This window comes from Enterococcus sp. FDAARGOS_553 (assembly GCF_003812305.1).
Lineage (GTDB): Bacteria > Bacillota > Bacilli > Lactobacillales > Enterococcaceae > Enterococcus_D > Enterococcus_D gallinarum.
The window spans coordinates 1-19,624 of record NZ_CP033741.1 but is presented as its reverse complement, the minus strand read 5'-3'; the positions used below and the strand labels follow the sequence as shown (position 1 = coordinate 19,624).

The window sequence follows — 19,624 nt, the reverse complement described above, 5'->3', positions numbered from 1 at the left end:
ACAATCTCTTTTTTTATGCTATTATTACCTTAACTTAAGCGCTTAAGCAAAAAAGCGCTTAAAATTTTGCACTTTAACTTAAGCGCTTAAGTGGAGGTTAATATGATTAAAGGTTCAATTTACCATAGACCTGAAAGTGAGTATGCTTATTTGTATGATGCAAATACTGCGCATTTAAGGATTAGAACTGAAAAAAGCGATATTGAGAGTATTTTTCTTTTAGCTGGAGATCCTTATAACTTTGGGACTAAAAGATGGGAGTCAAATGAAATACCACTTACCCATCTGTTTTCAACGGATTGCCATGATTATTGGTTTATCTCACTGACTCCAGAACACAGGAGACTACAGTATGGATTTCATTTGATCGATAAGAGCGGAGAGGAAATCTTTTATGGAGATAAGGGAACTTATCCTTATCGAGAGGAATTTTTGAAATCCGCAAACTTATATTTCAAAATTCCTTATTTTCATGAAGTTGATCGCTTTAAGATCCCCGATTGGATAGGTGACACAGTTTGGTATCAAATTTTCCCAGAGCGGTTTTGTAATGGAGACACAGCGAATGACCCCAAAAATGCTTTGCCATGGAATTCAAAATTTCCAGAGTGGGATGATTTTTTTGGAGGTGACATAGCAGGTATTCTATCAAAATTAGACTATTTGAAAGAGCTTGGAATTAATGGCATCTATCTATGTCCTATCTTTACTTCTCCATCGAATCACAAGTATGACACATTAGATTATTACGAGATTGATCCGCACTTTGGGATAAAAAATTATTTAGGCAGTTTGTAGAACTTGCCCATGAAAAAGGATTCAAGATTATGTTGGATGCAGTTTTTAATCACATCGGTGATACATCGCCACAATGGCAGGATGTTTTAGAGAACGGTGAAAATTCAAAATTTGCTGATTGGTTTCACATCCAAAAATTTCCAGTTTCGTATGATCAGACTGAAAACTTTGAATACGCCGAAAACATTACGTATGACACCTTCGCATTTACGCCACACATGCCAAAGTTGAATACAGCCAATAAAGAAGTACAGAGTTATTTGCTAGATATCGCTAAATATTGGGTAAAAGAATTCGACATTGATGCTTGGCGATTAGATGTAGCAAATGAGGTTGATCATCAATTCTGGAAACTATTTCACAAAGAAATTTGTGATTTGAAAGATAACTTCTACATTTTGGGGGAGGTATGGAATTCTGCACAACCATGGTTGCAAGGGGATGAATTCCACGGTTCAATGAATTACGCCTATACTGAAATTATGACTCAGTATTTTGCTGAGAAAGTTATTTCAGCAGAAAAAATGATTTTCTCTCTGAATGAACAAATGAGCATGCACCGGAAACAAACGAATAGTTCAATGATGAATATGCTCGATTCGCATGATACTCCAAGAATACTTACGGTATGTGAAGGAAATCAAGAGTTGATGCAAAAAATGCTGGTTTTCATGTTTCTTCAATCTGGCTCACCTTGTATCTATTACGGCACAGAGATTGCGATGGAGGGTGGACCTGACCCAGATTGCCGTAGATGTATGGATTGGGAAGTAGATTTTTCTGCAAATGATTCATTTAAGATGGTTCAAAAATTAATTCATATTAGAAAGGAGTACTCAGAACTGCTAAGCAAAGGAGATGTTCGTTTCACACTCTTAGAAAATGATCTGATTCAGGTAGAAAGGAGTCTTGATGAGGATAAAATAATTGCATTTTTTAATCAAAGTGCTAAAGAAATACCGACTCGATCTTTTGAAATAGAAACACTTATTTTTTCAGATCAAAAATCTAACCAGCAAAACTTATCTGGTTTCGGATGGATTTTAGGGCGAGCAACCAATAGATAAATTTCATAAAGTCAATATGAGAAGCATGAGAGCATTTGGTATGCAAATAAAATAATCGGAGTGAAAATAGCGTGGAAAAACAAGCCGTTCTACACAAAACAAAAAGCAATTATGCTTATGCGTATGATGAAACGACAATTCATTTGAGACTTAGAAGTAAAAAAAATGACTTACGATCGGTTACATTGATTACGGATCATGAAGATGGATGGGTGGAAACTAAATCTGGTAAATGGGTTTGGAAAAAACAAAATCTAGAAATGAAAAAAGAATTCTCTACAGAGCTTTTTGATTACTGGTTTATTGAGTTTCAACCATCAAACTTCAAAATGAGATATGGTTTTATGCTGAATGATGGTAAACAAGAAATTTTATTCGTGGAAAGAGGTTTTTTTGATCCAAACGACAGCTTTTTAGAGAATGATATAAACAGCTACTTCTCATTTCCATATATTCATAAGAGTGATTTGTTTACCGCACCTGATTGGGTGAAGGATACGATCTGGTATCAAATTTTTCCAGATCGATATGCAAAAGCAGACTCATCGGGAAAAACAGTTTCTTTATCAATAGAACAAGATGGGAAAAGTGATCTAGGAGAAAATACCTTTCATGGAGGTAATTTAAGAGGAATCATCAATAAACTGTCCTACCTCAAAGATTTAGGGATTACGGGGATTTATTTAACGCCAATTTTTAAGGCACCGACAGCACACAAGTATGACACAGAAGATTACTATGAAATTGATTCTCGATTTGGTACGAAAGAAGATTTACGAGAGTTAGTTAGTAAGGCACATGATTTAGGGATAAAGGTCATGCTTGATGCAGTTTTTAATCATATAGGCATCACTTCTTATCAATTCAGAGATGCTATACTTAATAAAAGAAAGTCAAAATATTATGACTGGTTCTATTTTGAAAATGAGGAGTATAGAAATTTTTCTCCAAACATGCCAAAACTTAATACGAGTAATCCAGAAGTAATCAATTATTTGCTTTCAGTTGCTAGATATTGGATCTTGGAAACAGATATTGATGGCTGGCGCTTAGATGTTGCTAATGAAGTTGATCATAACTTTTGGAAGTTATTTAGGCAAGCAGTCAAGCAAATAAAGCCAGATATATACATTTGTGGAGAAGTTTGGCATGACAGTCAGGCTTGGTTACACGGAGATCAATTTGACGGAGTGATGAACTATCCTCTCGCAAAGCCCATACAAGAATGGATTGCAGCTGAAAGAATTGATGGCATGGAATTTCTCGAGGAATTTATTCATGCATATACGCGCTATCCGAAAAATCAAAACCTGAGCATGTTTACACTTCTGGATAGTCATGATACTCCTAGAATAACAAATTGGGCTGGAGGCGATCATCGAAAAGTGGATATGTGCTTTGCACTATTAGCAACAATTCCAGGTTCCATCTGTTTTTACTACGGGAGTGAGGTTTATTTAAATGGGGCAGATGATCCTGATAATCGCCGATGTATGGATTGGGATTCTAATCGAGAAAAAAGTAATATCAAATTATTAGCTACTTTAAGAAAACGCTATCCTGAATTTGGCTCCTACGGTGAGTATTCGTTTTTATCCGTGAATAGAAACTCAATAATTTTTGAAAAAAAATCTCGGAACTCGGTTATTTATTTCCTATTTAATACTCAAGCTCGTCAATGCATTGAATTACCTGAAAAGATGAAAGAAAAGAATTATCTAAATTTGATTAGTAACGAAAAAGTTAATGTCAAAAGCCACGTTCAATTAGAAGAATATAGTTACCTTATTTTAAAACCTGAAATGGAGGAGAAAGAAAATGAGATTTAATTGGAAAAAGTTTAGTGCAGTTTGTATCGTTTCTTTGGGTGTAATTGGATTATCAGCTTGTGGTGGAGATTCTGAAAAGAAAGCCAGCAGTTCTTCGGAGAAAAGCTTAGAAGTCTCGGTTCCTACAGAGTATGTTAAGTACATTAACGATGTCAAATCAGAGTTTGAAAAGGACAAAGGAATTTCTGTTAAGGTGATCGAGAAAGATACTTTTGAACAATTAGATGCTTTACCATTGGATGGTTCTGCAGGAATTGGGCCTGATGTAACTCTGGCTCCGTTTGATCGAGTGGGCCAAGGGGCTTCTCAAGGATATTTAAGTGAAGTTAAACTACCTAAAGATGATCGTTTCAATGAAAAAGATCAGCGGCAAGTTTCTTTAGATGGAAAGACTTATGGTCAACCAGCAATGGTTGAGGCATTGCTACTATATTACAATAAGGATTTAATAGCAGAAGCGCCAAAATCATTTTCAGATTTAGAAAAAATTGCTAAGGATGATAAATATAAAGAAGGCGACAAGAACATTGGATTTTTAGCTCGTTGGACTGATTTGTATTTTACTTACGGTTTGATTGCTGGTAACGGGGGATATATCTTTGGGGACAAGGGAACGGATGCGTCTGATATTGGTTTAAATAATGAGGGAGCCGTAAAAGGGATAACTTATGCTGCAAATTGGTTTAAAAATATCTGGCCAGAAGGAATGCTTGATACTACTGCAAATTCTAATTTGATTTCTGATTATTTTAATCAAGGGAAAACCGCTGCGATCATCAGTGGACCTTGGGATGCTAAAAATATGAAGGACTCTGGGGTCAATTATGGTGTTTCGAAAATTCCTACTTTAGATAATGGAAATGAATATGCTTCTTTTGGCGGGGGCAAAGCGTGGGTAATAAGTAATTTTTCTAAGAATAAAGATGTGGCGAATGATTTTTTAGAGTACCTTACAAATGAGAAAAATCAAGATAAACTGTATGAAATGCGTGCCGATGTACCAGCGAATCTTAAATCACAAAAGAAAGTACAGAAATCAGACGATGAGTTATCAAAAGCTGTCATTGATCAGTACACTGTTTCAGAACCAATGCCAAATATACCAGAAATGGCTGAAGTTTGGTCAGGTGCAGAAAACATGTTATTCGATGCAGGATCAAATAAAATGACTCCTCAAGAGGCTGCTGATAACACAGTTAAGACGATCAAAGAATCAATTGAGCAAAAATATTAGTTTATAAGTTCGAAAATTAATCAAACGATAGTTAGTGGTTTTTAAATCATTAACTATCGTTTGGTTTGAAGAAAGGCAGGACAAAAATGAAGGTTGAAACGAAAAAGATGAATCAAGCAATGTTACGTTCAATAATTCCTGGCCTAGGACAATTTTATAATGGGCAAGTCATCAAAGGTGTGTGCTTTTTTGTAGTATTTCTACTGTTTATTGGAGAAATGATTTTGTGGGGAAATCGCGCCTTTTATAATTTCTTCACGCTTGGATCAGTGCCTATGGTGGATCATTCACTCTTTTTGTTAGTTCAAGGTATTTTACAGATGGTTTTTACCGTTATTTTCATACTCTTTTGGCTAATCAATTTGCGTGATGCAAAAATAGTGGCGGAAAAGAAAAATGCTGGTGAAAAAATTAATACGAAATTGAAAGACAATCTATTAGATTTGTATGAAAACGGTTTTCCATATTTGCTAACGATTCCAGCTTACATCGTCATGATTGTTGCAATTGTACTTCCAGTACTGGTGACTCTTTTCATGGCATTTACTAATTATGATTTTAAAAATATTCCGCCAGCCAATCTTTTGGATTGGGTTGGAATGCAAAATTTCTCTAATATCTTTACTCTGACTTCTTATAAGGCTACATTTGGAAAAGTTTTTTCTTGGACGATTATTTGGACTTTGCTATCAACGACATTACAAATATCTATAGGAATTTTCTTAGCAATTTTGTGTAATCAAAAATTTCTAAAGTTCAGAAGGATTTTTGGCGTTGTCTTTCTACTTCCTTGGGCAGTTCCTGCTTTTATAACCATTATGAGTTTTTCTAATATCTTTAACGATACAGCAGGAGCGATCAACACCCAGGTAATTCCTTTAATCAACCAGCTTCCTTTTGTCGAAATCGGTAGTATCGCATGGAAAACGAATCCTTTTTGGACCAAAGTAGCAATCATATTAGTTCAAGGATGGGTCGGCTTTCCTTATATATATGTCATGGTGACAAGTATTTTACAATCAATACCTGAAGGCCTATACGAGGCAGCAGATATTGACGGTGCTAATGCTTTTCAGAAATTTAAAAGCATTACATTGCCTTCGATTTTCTTGGTTGCTGCGCCAACATTTATTACTCAGTATACAGGGAATTTCAACAATTTTTCCTTGATCTATCTTTTTAATAATGGTGGTCCAGGAAGTTTAGGAAACAATGCAGGTTCAACAGATATCTTAATTTCATGGATTTATAAGTTGACTACAGGTGGATCTCCGCAATATGCAATAGCCTCCGCAATTACTCTGATTATTTCAGCTATCGTAATAACAATTTCACTAATTGCCTTTAAACGAACCAATGCATTTAATATGGAGGATTAATTATGAAAAAGAAAAGATACAGTTCAGAAAAAAGAAAAAGATTTCTAGTTAAATTGGTTACGTATTTCGTCTTGCTATTCACCGCAGTAATTATTATTTACCCATTACTGATTACTGTAACCTCCGCTTTTAAACCTGGAAATACAATCGCCTTTAAACTGGATTTTAACACTGCCTGGACTTTAGATAATTTTAAGCGTTTGTTTAATGAAACACTGTTTTTAAAATGGTATGGAAATACGCTTTTTATTGCCGTTGTAACCATGATTATTCAGGTAATGATCGTCACGTTGGCGGGCTATACGTATAGCCGCTATCGTTTTTATGGTCGAAAACAGAGTCTGATGCTTTTCTTGGTCATTCAAATGGTTCCAACAATGGCAGCATTGACAGCATTTTATGTAATGGGCTTATTATCGAGCGGATTGGATCACTTCTGGTTCTTGATTCTGATTTATGTTGGGCAAGGAATTCCTATGAATACTTGGTTGATGAAAGGATATTACGATACAGTTCCTTATGATTTGGATGAGTCAGCCAAATTGGACGGAGCTGGTCATTTTCGAACGTTCATCCAAATTATCACTCCTCTAGTTCGACCAATGATTGCGGTACAAGCTTTGTGGGCATTTATGGGACCATTTGCTGATTTTATGCTAGCAAGATTTTTGTTAAGATCGCCTGAAAAAATTACAGTAGCTGTCGGTTTGCAGACATTTATTTCGGATAGTCGAAATCAGCGTGTCACTTTATTTGCTGCTGGTGCCATATTGATTTCTGTACCAATCGCAGTGCTGTTTTTCTTCTTACAAAAGAATTTTGTATCTGGACTGACATCAGGTGGTACGAAAGGGTAGGTTATTGATATGAAACAAACATTTCCTTTGAATTTTTTTGGTAGTGTTCTTTCACCAAAAAAGATTTTAAAAAATAGAGCCGAATATGGTTTGGGAAAATTAGTTTTGATTTTTATATTCTTAAATTCTCTTTTGATAGTGCCGCTAATTTTGAATATTAATCATCAGTCTCTTAACGTGTACTATGAGAGTATTTCATCTAAGGTTCCGACATTAAGTAAAGGGACTTCTAAAAAAATAAGAGAACTAAATTTTAGTAATAATCAGCTCGATACACCAGACAGAAAAATTTTCTTTCAGAATGAGCATACGGTAATTGGAACCAATTTAAGTGAAAGTGATACAAAAGAAGGACGAACACAAATTAGTTTTAATAAAGCAGAGTGGGTTCTTGCCGTTAATGATGAAGAGAAAAGGCAGACAATTAAGAATACTTATACTGATAATTTTGGTGCTATTAAGACATCTAGTGATACTGAAAAGTTTTTAAAAACTAATCTAATAGAAATCAACTATTTTTCTATTCTGCTCTCCATGGTATTCTCTTTTCTAATTATTTTAACAATGATGACTCTACTATTGATATCTGGAGTAAGTATCTTTTTATATTTTACCAAGAAAGTCTCAGTAATCTCGAGCTTGAAGGAATGTTTCAGTATTTCGCTTTCTGCGATGTCGGGTGGAGTTATTCTAGCTAGTTTGATTGGATTAATCAATAGTGACATTTTTCTGATGATAGGTATTCAATCAATATGGATGATTATGATTCTAATGCTTATCCTCATAAAGACGAAATATCAATTTAAAACTGCTATTTAAAGCATAGTGGTAATAAGTCAACAGAAAAGTTGAAATAATTCTTCCCTATGTATCGTAAATTGAGCGCACTTAAATAAGACTAGCCAAATGAAGCGTTTTCACAGACTGAATCCAAGTGAATGCGTAAATAACTTTTTGTTATTTATCTTCATACCCCCTTGGTGGCGTATAAAGTTGGTGATTACGTAGTAGGATAAAGTCCATATAATTGTGTAAAAGATAAAGAGCCATGTAAACGCCCTTTTTACGGTACAATGTTTTTAACGACAAAAACATACCTAGGAGGACTTTACATGACCCAAGTACATTTTACACTGAATAGCGAAGAGCTTCAAAGCATTATTGACTATTCTGTCCAAGGAGATGCCGCAAAAAATATTTTGACCACCGTATTTAACCAATTGATGGAAAACCAACGGACTGATTATATTCAAGCTGAGGGCTATGAACGCTCAGAAACACGTCAGAGTCAGCGAAATGGTTACTATGAGCGAACGTTTACCACGCGTGTTGGAACTTTGGATTTAAAAGTCCCTCGAACCCGAGATGGCTAATTTTCACCATCGGTGTTTGAACGTTACCAGCGAAACGAGAAAGCGCTACTCGCTGCTATGCTTGAAATGTACGTCTCGGGTGTCTCTACCCGTAAAGTTTCTAACATTGTTGAAGAACTCTGCGGGAAATCGGTCTCAAAATCCTTTGTGTCTAGTCTTACTGAACAGTTAGACCCGTTAGTTAACGACTGGCAAAACCGGTCTCTCACAGGAATCGATTATCCTTATCTGATGACCGATGTTCTCTATCTTAAAGTGCGTGAGAATCACCGTGTGCTTTCTAAAAGCTGTCATATTGCGATTGGTATAACAGATGACGGTAACCGCGAGGTGATTGGTTTTATGATTCAAGATGGAGAAAGTGGCCACACTTGGACGACTTTTTTTGATTCTCTCAAAGAACGCGGTTTACAGGGAACCAAGCTCATCATTTCGGATGCCCATAATGGGTTAGTGTCTGCCATACGTCAGTCGTTTACCAACGCGAGTTGGCAGAGATGTCAAGTTCACTTCTTAAGGAATATCTTTGAAACTATCCCTAAGAAAAATTCTAAACCGTTTAGAGAAGCCGTAAAAGCCATCTTTAAATTGACAAATATTGACAGTGCGAGAGAGGCTAAAAACCGTCTCGTTAATGACTATGTTGGCCAAACAAAATATACAAAGGCCTGTGAAACCCTGGATGACGGCTTCGAAGATGCCTTTCAGTACACTGTCAGCGGTCATGGGCATAACCGACTGAAAAGCACCAACCTTATTGAACGTTTAAACCAAGAAGTTCGTCGAAGAGAGAAAATCATTCGCATCTTTCCTAACCGTGCTTCTGCCAACCGATTGGTTGGTGCTTTATTGATAGATACCCACGAAGAATGGCTTGGCTCGACCAGAAAGTATCTTAAATTTGATCAGTGAGAGAAGGTTGAACATTGTAGTGTATTTTACACAAGATTATGGACTTGACTATTATAGCGATTTACTTGACGCATATAATGTGTATGAATAATCATTAAAATTTAAATTATAATATCGGTTAACATAAAAAAAAAGTTCCAAAATGATTTTCTCAAAGGAAGGATAAAAATTGTTGATCAAAATGCTACCACTTTTAATACTCATAGGGTTTTATATTTTTATTAGTATTAAGATAAGAAATGCGAATGATATTAGCAAAACGACTAAATATGTTTTCTACTTTTTTATTGTTTTGGGAGGGGGAATCCTCCTTTATATTGCATTTGTTTTTTTATTTTTTGGTATAAATTTTTGAGGATGGAGGAGATGTAATAGTTATGAAGAAGACACTTGTTTTCTTTAAAATACATTTATAATACTAACCTCTACAGACGTGCCTTGCACGTCTATTTTTTTTGCCCTCCTAAGTGGTGGAGGCGGCTGGAACGTGGAGGGCAAAAAAGATCGCTTTTCTTTCTTAAAAAAGGTCTAAGTACCACCATTGTTCCGAAATTTAACCATCCATTTTCTCGGTATTCTTAATCCATCAGGTACTTGAAATACCTTTCATGCGCATGAAGAAACTGAGTGAACAATGGAAAATGGTACAACAGAAAATAAAGGCACCTTTTTAGATCTTTTTTCAGGAATCGGAGGATTTCGTTTAGGGATGGAACAAGCTGGCTTTCGATGTGTTGGGTATTGTGAGATCGATGGCCATGCCAGAAAAAGTTATCAATCAATTTTTGACACAAAACAGGAGGTAGAAATGCATGATATCACAAAACTTTCAGATGAATTTATTCGAGGAATCGGACGTGTGGACATTATCACGGGAGAATTTCCGTGCCAAGCTTTCAGCCTTGCAGGAAAAAGAAAAGGTTTTTCAGATACTAGAGGAACTCTCTTTTTTGAGATTGCACGCTTCGCATCTATCTTGCGACCTAAGCTTTTATACCTTGAAAACGTCAAAGGACTCCTCAACCATGAACGAGGGGCTACGTTTGAGACGATCCTCCGAACCCTGGATGAATTGGGGTATGACGTGGAATGGCAACTGTTTAACAGCAAAGAGTTTGTCGCCCAAAACAGAGAGCGTGTATTTATTATCGGACATCTTAGAGGAGCAGGTACCAAAAAGATTTTTCCTCTCACAAGAGAAGAAGGATCAGCTGATCAAAAATCAGGAAGGATCCATTTAGCTGGAACGACACATGCAGCGAATGATTTAAGTCGTTTTACACGAGAAAGAACGTACTATACGGACGGTCTGATGGGGACTTTGACCGCAACGGACTACAAAACACCGAAACAAATCGTTGTTGGCAACGTCAATCCAAGCGGTGGAGGAATGAATGGCCAAGTGTATGACGCTTCAGGACTTAGTCCTACGATCACCACAAACAAAGGAGAAGGAAATAAAATTGCGATCCCGATCCTAACGCCAGATAAAGCTACTATTCGTCAAAACGGCCGTAGAATGAAGGAAAATGAAGCGCCTATGTTTACTTTAACCACACAAGATCGTCACGGAATTATCGTGGCAGGGTCGATCGATGGTTCCTATCAGCTGCAGCGATCCATTTCGTAAAAGGGTTATGCCCTACACTTACCACCATGAGTGGTGGCGGCCACGAACCCAAAATAATGGTGAAAGAAGCCACGAAAAAAGGCTATACTGCAGCACTACCAGGCGATAGTATTAATTTCGCTTATCCTAAATCTACAAAACGTCGGGGACGTGTGGGAAATCAGCAAGCAAATACCGTCGTTACAGGTGATCAGCAAGCCGTAGTAACCGATGATTTTCAGATCCAGAAACTAACACCACTTGAATGTTGGCGACTGCAGTCGTTTCCTAACTGGGCATTTTTGTCAGCGAAATTCGGTAGTAGGCAGATTGCTGAAAAGATAATCGATAACGGGCTTGATCACTATGACTGCATATATAATCAAAAAACTTCGGACAGTCAGCTGTACAAGCAAGCTGGAAATTCGGTTACTGTATCCGTCATTTACTTCATTGCAAAACACTTCAAAATTTACAGTAACTAAATTTATTTAAAACTACCTAAGTAAAATCTACTTAAATAGTAGTCCGAGAATTTAAAGAAACCTTTTGCGAAAAATTTTAAGTGTGTTAAAATAAATTTAAAGTTAATAAATATCTTTAGTTTATTTATTAGCTTTTGTTTTTTTATGCTGAAAGGGTGGAAATAATAAGTAATAATAAAAAGAGAGCAATTTACTTGATTGGTGTTGTTTTAATATTTATCTTTATTTTCGGATTTGTTCACACAAAATCATCCTCAGGAAGTAACACTGTTCAAAGCACAGATATTACTGCGAGTGAAGATAATGAACAAGTTCAGGTGGAAAATTACGATAAACAAATTTCTAACTTGGTTAAAACTGAAAAATTGATAATAATAAACCACGAAGAATTATCTTTGCTAGAAGAAAATGATGTTTTGTTATATTTTGGAAGAAATGATTGCCCGTCTTGTCAAGGATTTATACAAACTTTAACACCAATATTAAATTACAATGATTCAAAAGTTTATTATTTTGATACAAATGATAAAGAGAATGAAAACTATGATTATTTGATCAAAAAATATGAAGTATCAAAAGTACCAACTTTATTACGGATTAACAACTCAAATAACACCAAAGATATATTTGAACCAGAAAAGGAAGGTCTTGCAACATTTATTAAAGAATAGTAAAGGAGAGTAACTATGAAGATTAAAGGTTTATTATTGTCACTATTTGTATTAATTGGAATTTCTTTATCATTCGGATCTACAAATGTAAGTGCAGAAGTAAATACAGATGTGAATGCTAATGTAGTAGAGGAAGAGTTAACTCAAGAAAATGAAGACGTGATAGATATTGTTGAAAGCTATACGTACTTAGATGATGAAGGAAATAAAAGATTTAATATCGAAGGTGCGCAAGCTGATGGTGTTGAAGACTACATTATTGAAATTGGCTATATAATTGAATCTTTTGATTCAAGCACACAAAACGTGTATGCAAGAGCAACATTTCTAATTTATGGTAATTACTGTGGCTATGGAAATAGTGGTAAAGGAAAGATGCCTACAGATGATCTAGACACTGCATGTATGTATCATGATTATTGCTATGTTCATGGTGGAAACAATACCCAGTGTAACAAAAACTTTAGAGCAAGATTAAAAGCTATTATGAATAACACAAGTAAATTGAGTTATAAGTATGCAGTTGCTGCAGGTGCATATGTGGTATTTGGATAATGGTATCAATTAAAAAAGTCTTACCCCTCATAACCATAGTAATATCACTATTAATGTTTCTGCAACAATACATGTTTTCTTTAAGAATTCCTCTAGCAGCTTATACACCTATCGTAGGAATTGTTGGAATTGTCTTAGCATTACGGATAGAAAAAGGAAATTTTAGAACATGTATACTTATAATAAACACTATTATTACCTTTTTATTTCCTGTTTATATTATCTTAACATTTATTTTTCCAAATCTATTTGTATAGATAAGAATAAGAGAGTTATGGAAAATCCAACATTTACTAATATAAGAAATAAGCAAATTTTATAAATAAGAAGTAAAAAGTCCAACCTAATTAAAAATAGATTGGACTTTTTTACTATAGAATAATTTTGAGTACTTATTCTAATTTTAAAAAATCAATGAACATTTTCCATCCAACTCAAAAACCAGTGAGTTTTTTGGAATACCTGGTTAAAACATACACTAAGAAAGGAGATCTCATATTAGATAACTGCATGGGAAGTGGCACGACGGCGGTTGCTTGTCTAAATACATAACGTCACTTTATCGGTTTTGAAACAAATGCCGAGTATTACACGAAAGCAATCGATCTGATTCAAAACAATGTGACTCAGCTAGATCTTTCGAATAAATTCAAAAAAAGGCAATAATAGATTGTCATTATCGGTATACCGTGGTATAATAAATGCAACGGTATACCGATTTATTTAATTTTTAGAAAGGATCTACAACTATCTGAAGATTCGGTATACGGATAAAAAAAGGGAGGGATCACTACTGCAAAATAAAAAAAAAGCACTTATTCTGAGTGGGTCAGAACAAGCGCAAGTAACAAAACCGTGCAGGGAATGCTACTACTCAAAATATACCATAATTGTGAGTAGTGGCAAGTTTTAATTGTCATACTCCTTTCAGGAGGAAAAAAGATGTACGCAGATAAAGATAAGATAGAATGGTTGCTTTTTGAAAGTGGAAAATCATTGTATGAAATTCAAAAAAAATCAGGAGTTGCCGCAACAACTGTTGCAGATCTTGCTCATAAAAGGTCTTCTATAGAAAGAATGCGATTTGATAATGCCGCCAAGCTTACAAAACTTGCGGATCAATTAAAAAAAGAAGCCACTGAATAATCAGAGCTTGATAATGCAACTCCTTATCTCTAGGAGGAAAAATAATGAATGCCGTTTTAAATAAGAAAAAATGTACTGTGATATTTGATCACTATGAAGATAATAACAATGTAGCGATTCAACTGATTAAGAAAAGAAGAGGTCAGTCTGAAGAAGAGCTGGTTGCCACGGCCACGGTGAACACGAGTATCGGAATCAAACAAGATTTCGTCGCAATCAAAGGGTGGTCTGAAAATACGGGCATTGAAGATGTACTGATAGCAGCTGGTGTCATTTGTGAGGAAGCTGTAGGGGCAATTCCTTGTGGCATGGCTGTTGCAAAAGTCTTTCCGCTTACAGAAGAAGCAAAGGAAGTCATGAAAAACAATCAGTAGAAAAGAGTCCGTTCAAAGCTGCGGCGAGTGTGATTTACGCTCGCTGCGTCTTTTATCAAATCTACGATCGTTTCAATGAAGGAGAGCGAGTTATGGCCATTGCAAAAGGAAATACACGTCTTCCTGTAACGCTTAATGAAAAGAGGAAGCAGGGGCTGAAGCACTTGAACACCAAGTACAAGAAAAGTGAATCGAAATTAATGTGTATCGCTTTATATATGTTGCTTGAGCAAGAAAAAGCGGGATTTGAGATTCCTGCGCTCAGAAAGTGACCGCACTTTATTTTCTATTTCATTGAAGTGCTATCACTTATCAGTGAAACCGTTATCCAATACGTGGTAAACTAAAATCAGACAAAAGGTGAGATCCAATGGATGAAAAAGCCAAAAAGAAAATCGTAAAATTATTAGCTCTTGCAAATGATGCCAATGACGAGGAATCGATGTCAGCTTTAACAAAAGCACAAGAGTTGATGCTTCAGCATAATATCGATGAATCAGACGTGTTTCATTATAAGCAAGAACAAAAGTCAGAAGCAGTGATCAATACGGTGATTTATGAAGGCCGGCCACAAAAATGGCTTTACCGATTAGCGAGGATCATTGCTAAAAATTTTCGTGTCCGGTATTATTATCAGTCCGGAAAACCGATTGAACTTCACTTTGTTGGGATCATGTCCGATGTACAAATTGCTCAAATCACGTTTGAGTATGCTCGTGGTAGTTCCAGCTACTGTGCAAGGCAGTTTCTTCAGTTGCCAGAGATCAGACGAAAATACAAACGGAAATGGCAGTTAAAACAAGACTATTTGGAAGGATACTTGAAAGGTTTGTCGCAAACATTTCGAAAACAAGTGCTGACAAACGGCTATGAATTGGCTTTGCAAGTACCTGAAGTGGTTCAGGCTGAAGTCGAAAAAATTGGACTGGTACCTGGTAAAGATACCTCTCACACCGTGAGGGATCGGGAAGCATTTTACTCCGGTTATGCAGAAGGTGTCCGTTTTAAGGATAAGGATCGATTAGGTGCTTAATCGTATGTTGAAAGGGGACTTATAAAGATGGCTGAAGAAAGACAATGTTACGGTGGGCAATGGAAAGTACCAATAACGCCCTACAATCGACGCTTATACTGGCCGCCTAGCTGGATCAAATGTGATTGTGGTGAGTTAGCAAAACAAGTTCGTGTCAGAAAAGGGGACGTTCTTTATCCTAATGGTCATTATTTATGTAAAGCGTGTCAACGAGAGTATCAGAAGGTCGATGGAAGAGATCACTTTATCCTGGTCAAACCAAATGAAGAATGATGCAGGTGGTAAACTATCTTCTATTGAAGATAGAAGAGAAAAGGTTTAGACAGTGATTGTTTTCAACCATTTTTCTAAGGAATTGATGGGCTTTTTGAGTAACGCTGCGACGGTTGAAAATTTGCAATTTACGCAAAGAAAAGAAGAGTTAGGTCTTTTTAAGGAGAACGAAGCAAAGGCAATCCTTGATGCCATACTTGCGCTAAAAGATGAAGAGGATGTGATCCGCAAAACTTTTACAGATAGCGGTCATATAGACTGGGTATCTGGAACGTATTTTGATTTTGAAATTGCAAAAGTAACGTTTGAATAATCACTGAAGGAATGGTCAAAACCAATTAGAGGAGGAACAACAATGGAGGAATTATTTCTAAACAAGGAACATATTGCCAGATTTAATTTTATGATGGATGAATTGAGCTTTACAGATCTTCGAGATCCTTATTGGCGTAGTTTGGTTTTTATTTTTTCCGGTGATGATAGGCTGTTTAATCAACGTGGATCGTTAGTTAACTTTGTCCAAAGAGAAATCAATAGTGACCTATGGTTTGACGGCACGTTATCTGGTGGAGAGCAACGACTGGTTGCTTTAGCCTATAACTTGTTTACCAATCAAGATTTTTATGAATTTGAAGATGGTAAGAGGTACAATATATCTCCGTTAGAAATCTTTTCTGGTGTTGATGAATCTGGTTATCAGTTGGCTAAAAATGCGATCGATATAAGGTTGCAATTCTACTAAAAATAAAAAAACACATGATATTAAGCTTTAAGCTTTAATCATGTGTTTTTTAAACTCTTCTTAGACGAAGTTTAGTTTCCAGCCATTCTATTTGTAGTGTTTAATTCAGATTATTTTTCTAGCCATTTACCGTTTGTTAATTGGACACGTTTGATCTCATACGCTGCGCTGATTTTGCTTGGGTTACCCAAAATCATACCGATTTGAACACCGTTGCTAGGATCAGTATAGATTCGGCGACGGAAAGTAACTTCAACTAATTTATAATCCTTATTTTTGCTCATATAGTTTTTTACTTCTTCGATTGCTTTACGACCAGCAGTTAAATAATTTTTTTCGTCATTTGCTGCACCCTCATTGATTAAATCAATCATTGCTACACAAACATTGGCCATAGTAGTAAGTGCAGGGTTAGTAACAACGCCACCAAGAAAGAAAATTTTCTTCAAAGCTGCTTTTGTAAGTTGTGTAGTAGCTTGGTTTTTCAAATAGTTAAGTACTACTTGATAAGAACTAGATGACTTTAATAAATTATCGAGAAAAGCCTGTTGAAAAGTTCTCATTTTTTCTAAATCTGCTGTTGTTAATTGAACGGTGATCCATGATTCTGAACGAAATGCCATTTTAAATCTCTCCCTTTATTTTAGTATCAAATTTTATTGATCAATATTTATTTGATACGTTTAGTATGAAGGTAGGCAGAGAAAATTTTCTTATGTGTAAAGTATAATTGATAGTGTTTAGCTATTGTAATTCTTTAAAATCTTCATAAAGCCATTCCATTCCGAACTTCTTTGACTCTTCGAGTAATGGATCTAGAGGTTTCCTTTGTATGACAGCTTCTAAGAATTTAAACTTTAGCAGTTGTGATACGCTTATATTTTGAATGTTTCTACTGATCATTTTATCTAAAATGCAGAAATACTTTTTTGATAATATCAATGATTTTTTCTCTAAAAAATAATAAGACAGATTTGTATAGAACGAAATGATTTCAACCTCATATTCTTGTCGAGCTTGGATACTTACAGTATATTTTTGTACTATTGAAAGCATATTAATCACATAACTGTATTCAAAATATCTAAGGTAGTTATTAAAAAGAGCAAACTCATAGTGATAAAAAGTTTCTTTGGAATGGCAACAGTTTTTTTGACAAATTTTATAAGGTGCAGAACTTCTTTCCGTATGCTATTCCGATTGTCCTTGACAATGAGCCTCCTCGGATGTGACGATCTTCGGCAGGAGCTAACAGTTAAAGTTAGACTGCCTCGCTAGCGTTAGCACATCCGAGCTCATTATCAAGGATTCGCTGCGCCAATCTCTGGTTACGGTAACCAACCGGTGTCTCGTAGCCAAGTGTACCGTGCAACCGAAGGTGGTTCCACCAATTGACATAGTCAAATAACTCCAAATCCAATTGTTGTAAGGTTTCAAATGTGTATTGATAGACAAATTCTACTTTCAACGACTTATAAGTTGATTCAGCTACGGCATTATCAAAAGGACAGCCTTTATGACTTAATGATCGATTGATGTCAAAAGTTGTTAATAATTCATCAATAGCTTGGTTATCAAACTCTTTTCCACGATCAGTATGAAAAATCTCAACCTCTGTCAGAGGTTGTTTGATACGGCTAAATGCTTTTTTTACTAGAACGGCATCTTTATGTTCTCCACAAGAATAGCCGAGAATTTCTCGATTGAACAGATCCAAAATGAAACAGACATAATTCCATTTTTTCCCGACTCGTACATAAGTCAAGTCTGTTACGATCGCTTCTAATGGGTTGTCTCTTAAGAATTTACGATTCAATACGTTTGTCGTTTTGGCTTCATTGCAAGTAGAATGATGTACTTTAAAATAAGCAACAGTATAGCTCGATTTTAATCCTCTATTTTTCATGATTCTACTAATTTTTCGTCGGCTGATCTGAATGCCTCGTTTTGATAAGGCTTTTTTTATTTTTCTTGAGCCGTAGGCCTTTCGGCTGCGGATAAATTCTTCAGCGACTACTTCTTCAAGTTCTGATTCATCTTTCTTTGGTTTTGATTGATAATAATAGGACTGACGTGATAGACCTAATATTCTGCACATCGCTGATATAGGGTAAAGATGCTTATTCGCATCGATTACTTGTCTCTTCGTCCGAATATCAGCGCTGCTTGCTTTAAAATATCATTTTCCATTTCTAATTGCTGGTTTCTTTTACGTAGTTCTAACAATTCTTTTTGTTCAGGCGTAAGATTATCTTTTTCTTTGAATGAACCACTCGTTTTAGATTGCTTTACCCATTTGTCAAATGCTGAAGCCGTTAGTTCATATTCTCGAATGATTTCTACACGTGGCTTTCCAGCTAAGTAAAGATTGACGATTTGTTGCTTGAATTCTTGTGAAAAAGTTCTTCGTGTTCTCTTAGACATAAAAATTCCTCCTGGTATGTTTTCTTCTAGTCTACACACCTTAATTTTTCTGTCTAGTTAATTGTAGCCTATCCACTTTTTCGAATAAGTACTTTTTAACAATGATTAAATTGGATACGCTTACCTTATTTTCCGCAGTATAGTGTTTAAAGAAGATATCTTCATTTTGCCCACTACTATTTTCTATAGAGTTTAACGAAAACATTTTTTTTTAATAGATATATTTGAGTTAATAAGTAAAGAAAATTCTTTATATGAAACATTCATTCTATCTAATATTTCAAATAGAAAGTTACTACTTAGGAATGCGTCTCCTTTTTCAACCTTATAATAATGTTGAGGGGATATTAAACCTTTAGTTAAATACTTCACAGTTAACTTTTTTCCTTTGCGTATTTCTTTTAGTGTAGCGCCTATTATTTCTTGATACATATGATTGACACTCCTCTTTATAATATAAAACAAAGACTAACCACAGAAGGCTAGTCTTTGTTTTTTTTGTCTATGGTTTTCAATAATTCGTTTATTGACTCTTGCAAAGTATTTATTGTCTTCTCAAGTTTTGTAATCAAAAAAATAGATAAAACTATTGGAAAGCCAATATTTGCAACCATATCACCTATAACTCCAACCCGTCCAAGTAACCACCCCCTTTCAAACTAACCAAAAGGATTAATCTCTGTATACATAGATAATACCCCCTTAACTTTATGAGGTAATTCTAAAATTAGTTACAGACAAAAAAATTAATAGTAATTTATAATTGATGGTTATAGATTTATTATGGGTTATGATGTATTTTTAAACTTAAATGGTTTATTTTTGGGGTGGAAACTATTTTTACTTCAGTAAATGCTATATAA

The 19,624-nt window shown here is 35.4% G+C and carries 18 protein-coding genes and 4 pseudogenes; 18 read left to right on the top strand and 4 right to left on the bottom strand.

The features are described from left to right. Positions 1-102: 102 nt before the first annotated feature. The 18 genes and pseudogenes from EGX73_RS16490 to EGX73_RS15555 all read left to right on the top strand — a co-directional run bounded on the left by EGX73_RS16490 (position 103) and on the right by EGX73_RS15555 (position 16,337). Positions 103-1,865 (top strand): annotated as a pseudogene (locus EGX73_RS16490) (glycoside hydrolase family 13 protein). 71 nt (positions 1,866-1,936) lie between these two features. Further along, complete coding sequence (locus EGX73_RS15635; RefSeq protein ID WP_029486107.1) at positions 1,937-3,694, top strand: glycoside hydrolase family 13 protein; 1,758 nt, start codon at positions 1,937-1,939, stop codon at positions 3,692-3,694. Beyond that, positions 3,684-4,928, top strand: coding sequence for an extracellular solute-binding protein (locus tag EGX73_RS15630; protein WP_123867103.1), 1,245 nt, complete (start codon positions 3,684-3,686; stop codon positions 4,926-4,928). The genes EGX73_RS15635 and EGX73_RS15630 overlap by 11 nt, the downstream gene beginning before the upstream one ends. A gap of 65 nt (positions 4,929-4,993) precedes the next feature. After that, the gene (locus tag EGX73_RS15625; RefSeq protein ID WP_277607186.1) at positions 4,994-6,307 is read left to right on the top strand and encodes a carbohydrate ABC transporter permease; all 1,314 of its coding nucleotides are present in this window, start codon (positions 4,994-4,996) and stop codon (positions 6,305-6,307) included. Between the two features lie 2 nt (positions 6,308-6,309). Continuing rightward, positions 6,310-7,164 (top strand): sugar ABC transporter permease, encoded by an 855-nt coding sequence (locus EGX73_RS15620; protein WP_029486110.1) that lies wholly within the window; start codon positions 6,310-6,312, stop codon positions 7,162-7,164. A 9-nt stretch (positions 7,165-7,173) separates the two neighbouring features. Continuing rightward, positions 7,174-7,983, top strand: coding sequence for a DUF1189 family protein (locus EGX73_RS15615; protein WP_123867101.1), 810 nt, complete (start codon positions 7,174-7,176; stop codon positions 7,981-7,983). A 293-nt stretch (positions 7,984-8,276) separates the two neighbouring features. Further along, positions 8,277-9,449, top strand: a pseudogene (locus EGX73_RS15610) (IS256 family transposase). 709 nt (positions 9,450-10,158) lie between these two features. Then, a pseudogene (gene dcm / locus EGX73_RS16360) lies at positions 10,159-11,543 on the top strand (DNA (cytosine-5-)-methyltransferase). A gap of 194 nt (positions 11,544-11,737) precedes the next feature. Next, positions 11,738-12,214 carry a thioredoxin family protein gene (locus tag EGX73_RS15600; RefSeq protein ID WP_172956427.1) on the top strand — a complete coding sequence of 159 codons (477 nt, stop codon included), beginning with the start codon at positions 11,738-11,740 and terminating at the stop codon, positions 12,212-12,214. 15 nt (positions 12,215-12,229) lie between these two features. Continuing rightward, positions 12,230-12,769, top strand: coding sequence for a phospholipase A2 family protein (locus EGX73_RS15595; protein WP_123867099.1), 540 nt, complete (start codon positions 12,230-12,232; stop codon positions 12,767-12,769). 405 nt (positions 12,770-13,174) lie between these two features. Continuing rightward, positions 13,175-13,435: pseudogene (locus EGX73_RS16350) on the top strand (DNA methyltransferase); the annotation flags it as partial. 276 nt (positions 13,436-13,711) lie between these two features. Then, entirely contained in the window at positions 13,712-13,915 is a 204-nt protein-coding gene (locus EGX73_RS15585; protein ID WP_123867098.1) for a hypothetical protein, read from the top strand. Between the two features lie 44 nt (positions 13,916-13,959). Further along, positions 13,960-14,289, top strand: a complete 330-nt coding sequence (locus EGX73_RS15580) for a hypothetical protein (RefSeq protein WP_123867097.1) — start codon at positions 13,960-13,962, stop codon at positions 14,287-14,289. A 92-nt stretch (positions 14,290-14,381) separates the two neighbouring features. Continuing rightward, entirely contained in the window at positions 14,382-14,561 is a 180-nt protein-coding gene (locus EGX73_RS15575) for a hypothetical protein (RefSeq protein WP_123867096.1), read from the top strand. Positions 14,562-14,659: 98 nt separating this feature from the next. Beyond that, the gene (locus tag EGX73_RS15570) at positions 14,660-15,322 is read left to right on the top strand and encodes a DUF2786 domain-containing protein (RefSeq protein ID WP_123867095.1); all 663 of its coding nucleotides are present in this window, start codon (positions 14,660-14,662) and stop codon (positions 15,320-15,322) included. 27 nt (positions 15,323-15,349) lie between these two features. Next, positions 15,350-15,595, top strand: a complete 246-nt coding sequence (locus EGX73_RS15565; RefSeq protein ID WP_123867094.1) for a hypothetical protein — start codon at positions 15,350-15,352, stop codon at positions 15,593-15,595. A gap of 52 nt (positions 15,596-15,647) precedes the next feature. Beyond that, positions 15,648-15,908, top strand: coding sequence for a hypothetical protein (locus EGX73_RS15560; RefSeq protein WP_253764205.1), 261 nt, complete (start codon positions 15,648-15,650; stop codon positions 15,906-15,908). A gap of 42 nt (positions 15,909-15,950) precedes the next feature. Then, complete coding sequence (locus EGX73_RS15555; protein ID WP_123867093.1) at positions 15,951-16,337, top strand: DUF6075 family protein; 387 nt, start codon at positions 15,951-15,953, stop codon at positions 16,335-16,337. A gap of 110 nt (positions 16,338-16,447) precedes the next feature. Here EGX73_RS15555 and EGX73_RS15550 read toward each other — a convergent pair whose 3' ends face one another. The 4 genes from EGX73_RS15550 to EGX73_RS15535 all read right to left on the bottom strand — a co-directional run bounded on the left by EGX73_RS15550 (position 16,448) and on the right by EGX73_RS15535 (position 19,375). Continuing rightward, a complete protein-coding gene (locus EGX73_RS15550; protein WP_123867092.1) occupies positions 16,448-16,960 on the bottom strand; it encodes a hypothetical protein in 513 nt (170 codons plus the stop codon). Positions 16,961-17,598: 638 nt separating this feature from the next. After that, positions 17,599-18,761 (bottom strand): IS3 family transposase gene (locus EGX73_RS15545; RefSeq protein WP_086956687.1). Its coding sequence is split into 2 segments (ribosomal slippage): positions 17,599-18,485 and positions 18,485-18,761, totalling 1,164 coding nucleotides; the frame shifts between segments, so codons are not numbered across the junction. Between the two features lie 192 nt (positions 18,762-18,953). Then, positions 18,954-19,193 (bottom strand): helix-turn-helix domain-containing protein, encoded by a 240-nt coding sequence (locus EGX73_RS15540; protein ID WP_123867091.1) that lies wholly within the window; start codon positions 19,191-19,193, stop codon positions 18,954-18,956. A 50-nt stretch (positions 19,194-19,243) separates the two neighbouring features. After that, positions 19,244-19,375: a YvrJ family protein gene (locus tag EGX73_RS15535; protein ID WP_123867090.1), complete on the bottom strand. Its 132-nt coding sequence runs from the start codon at positions 19,373-19,375 to the stop codon at positions 19,244-19,246. Between the last annotated feature and the right edge of the window lie 249 nt (positions 19,376-19,624).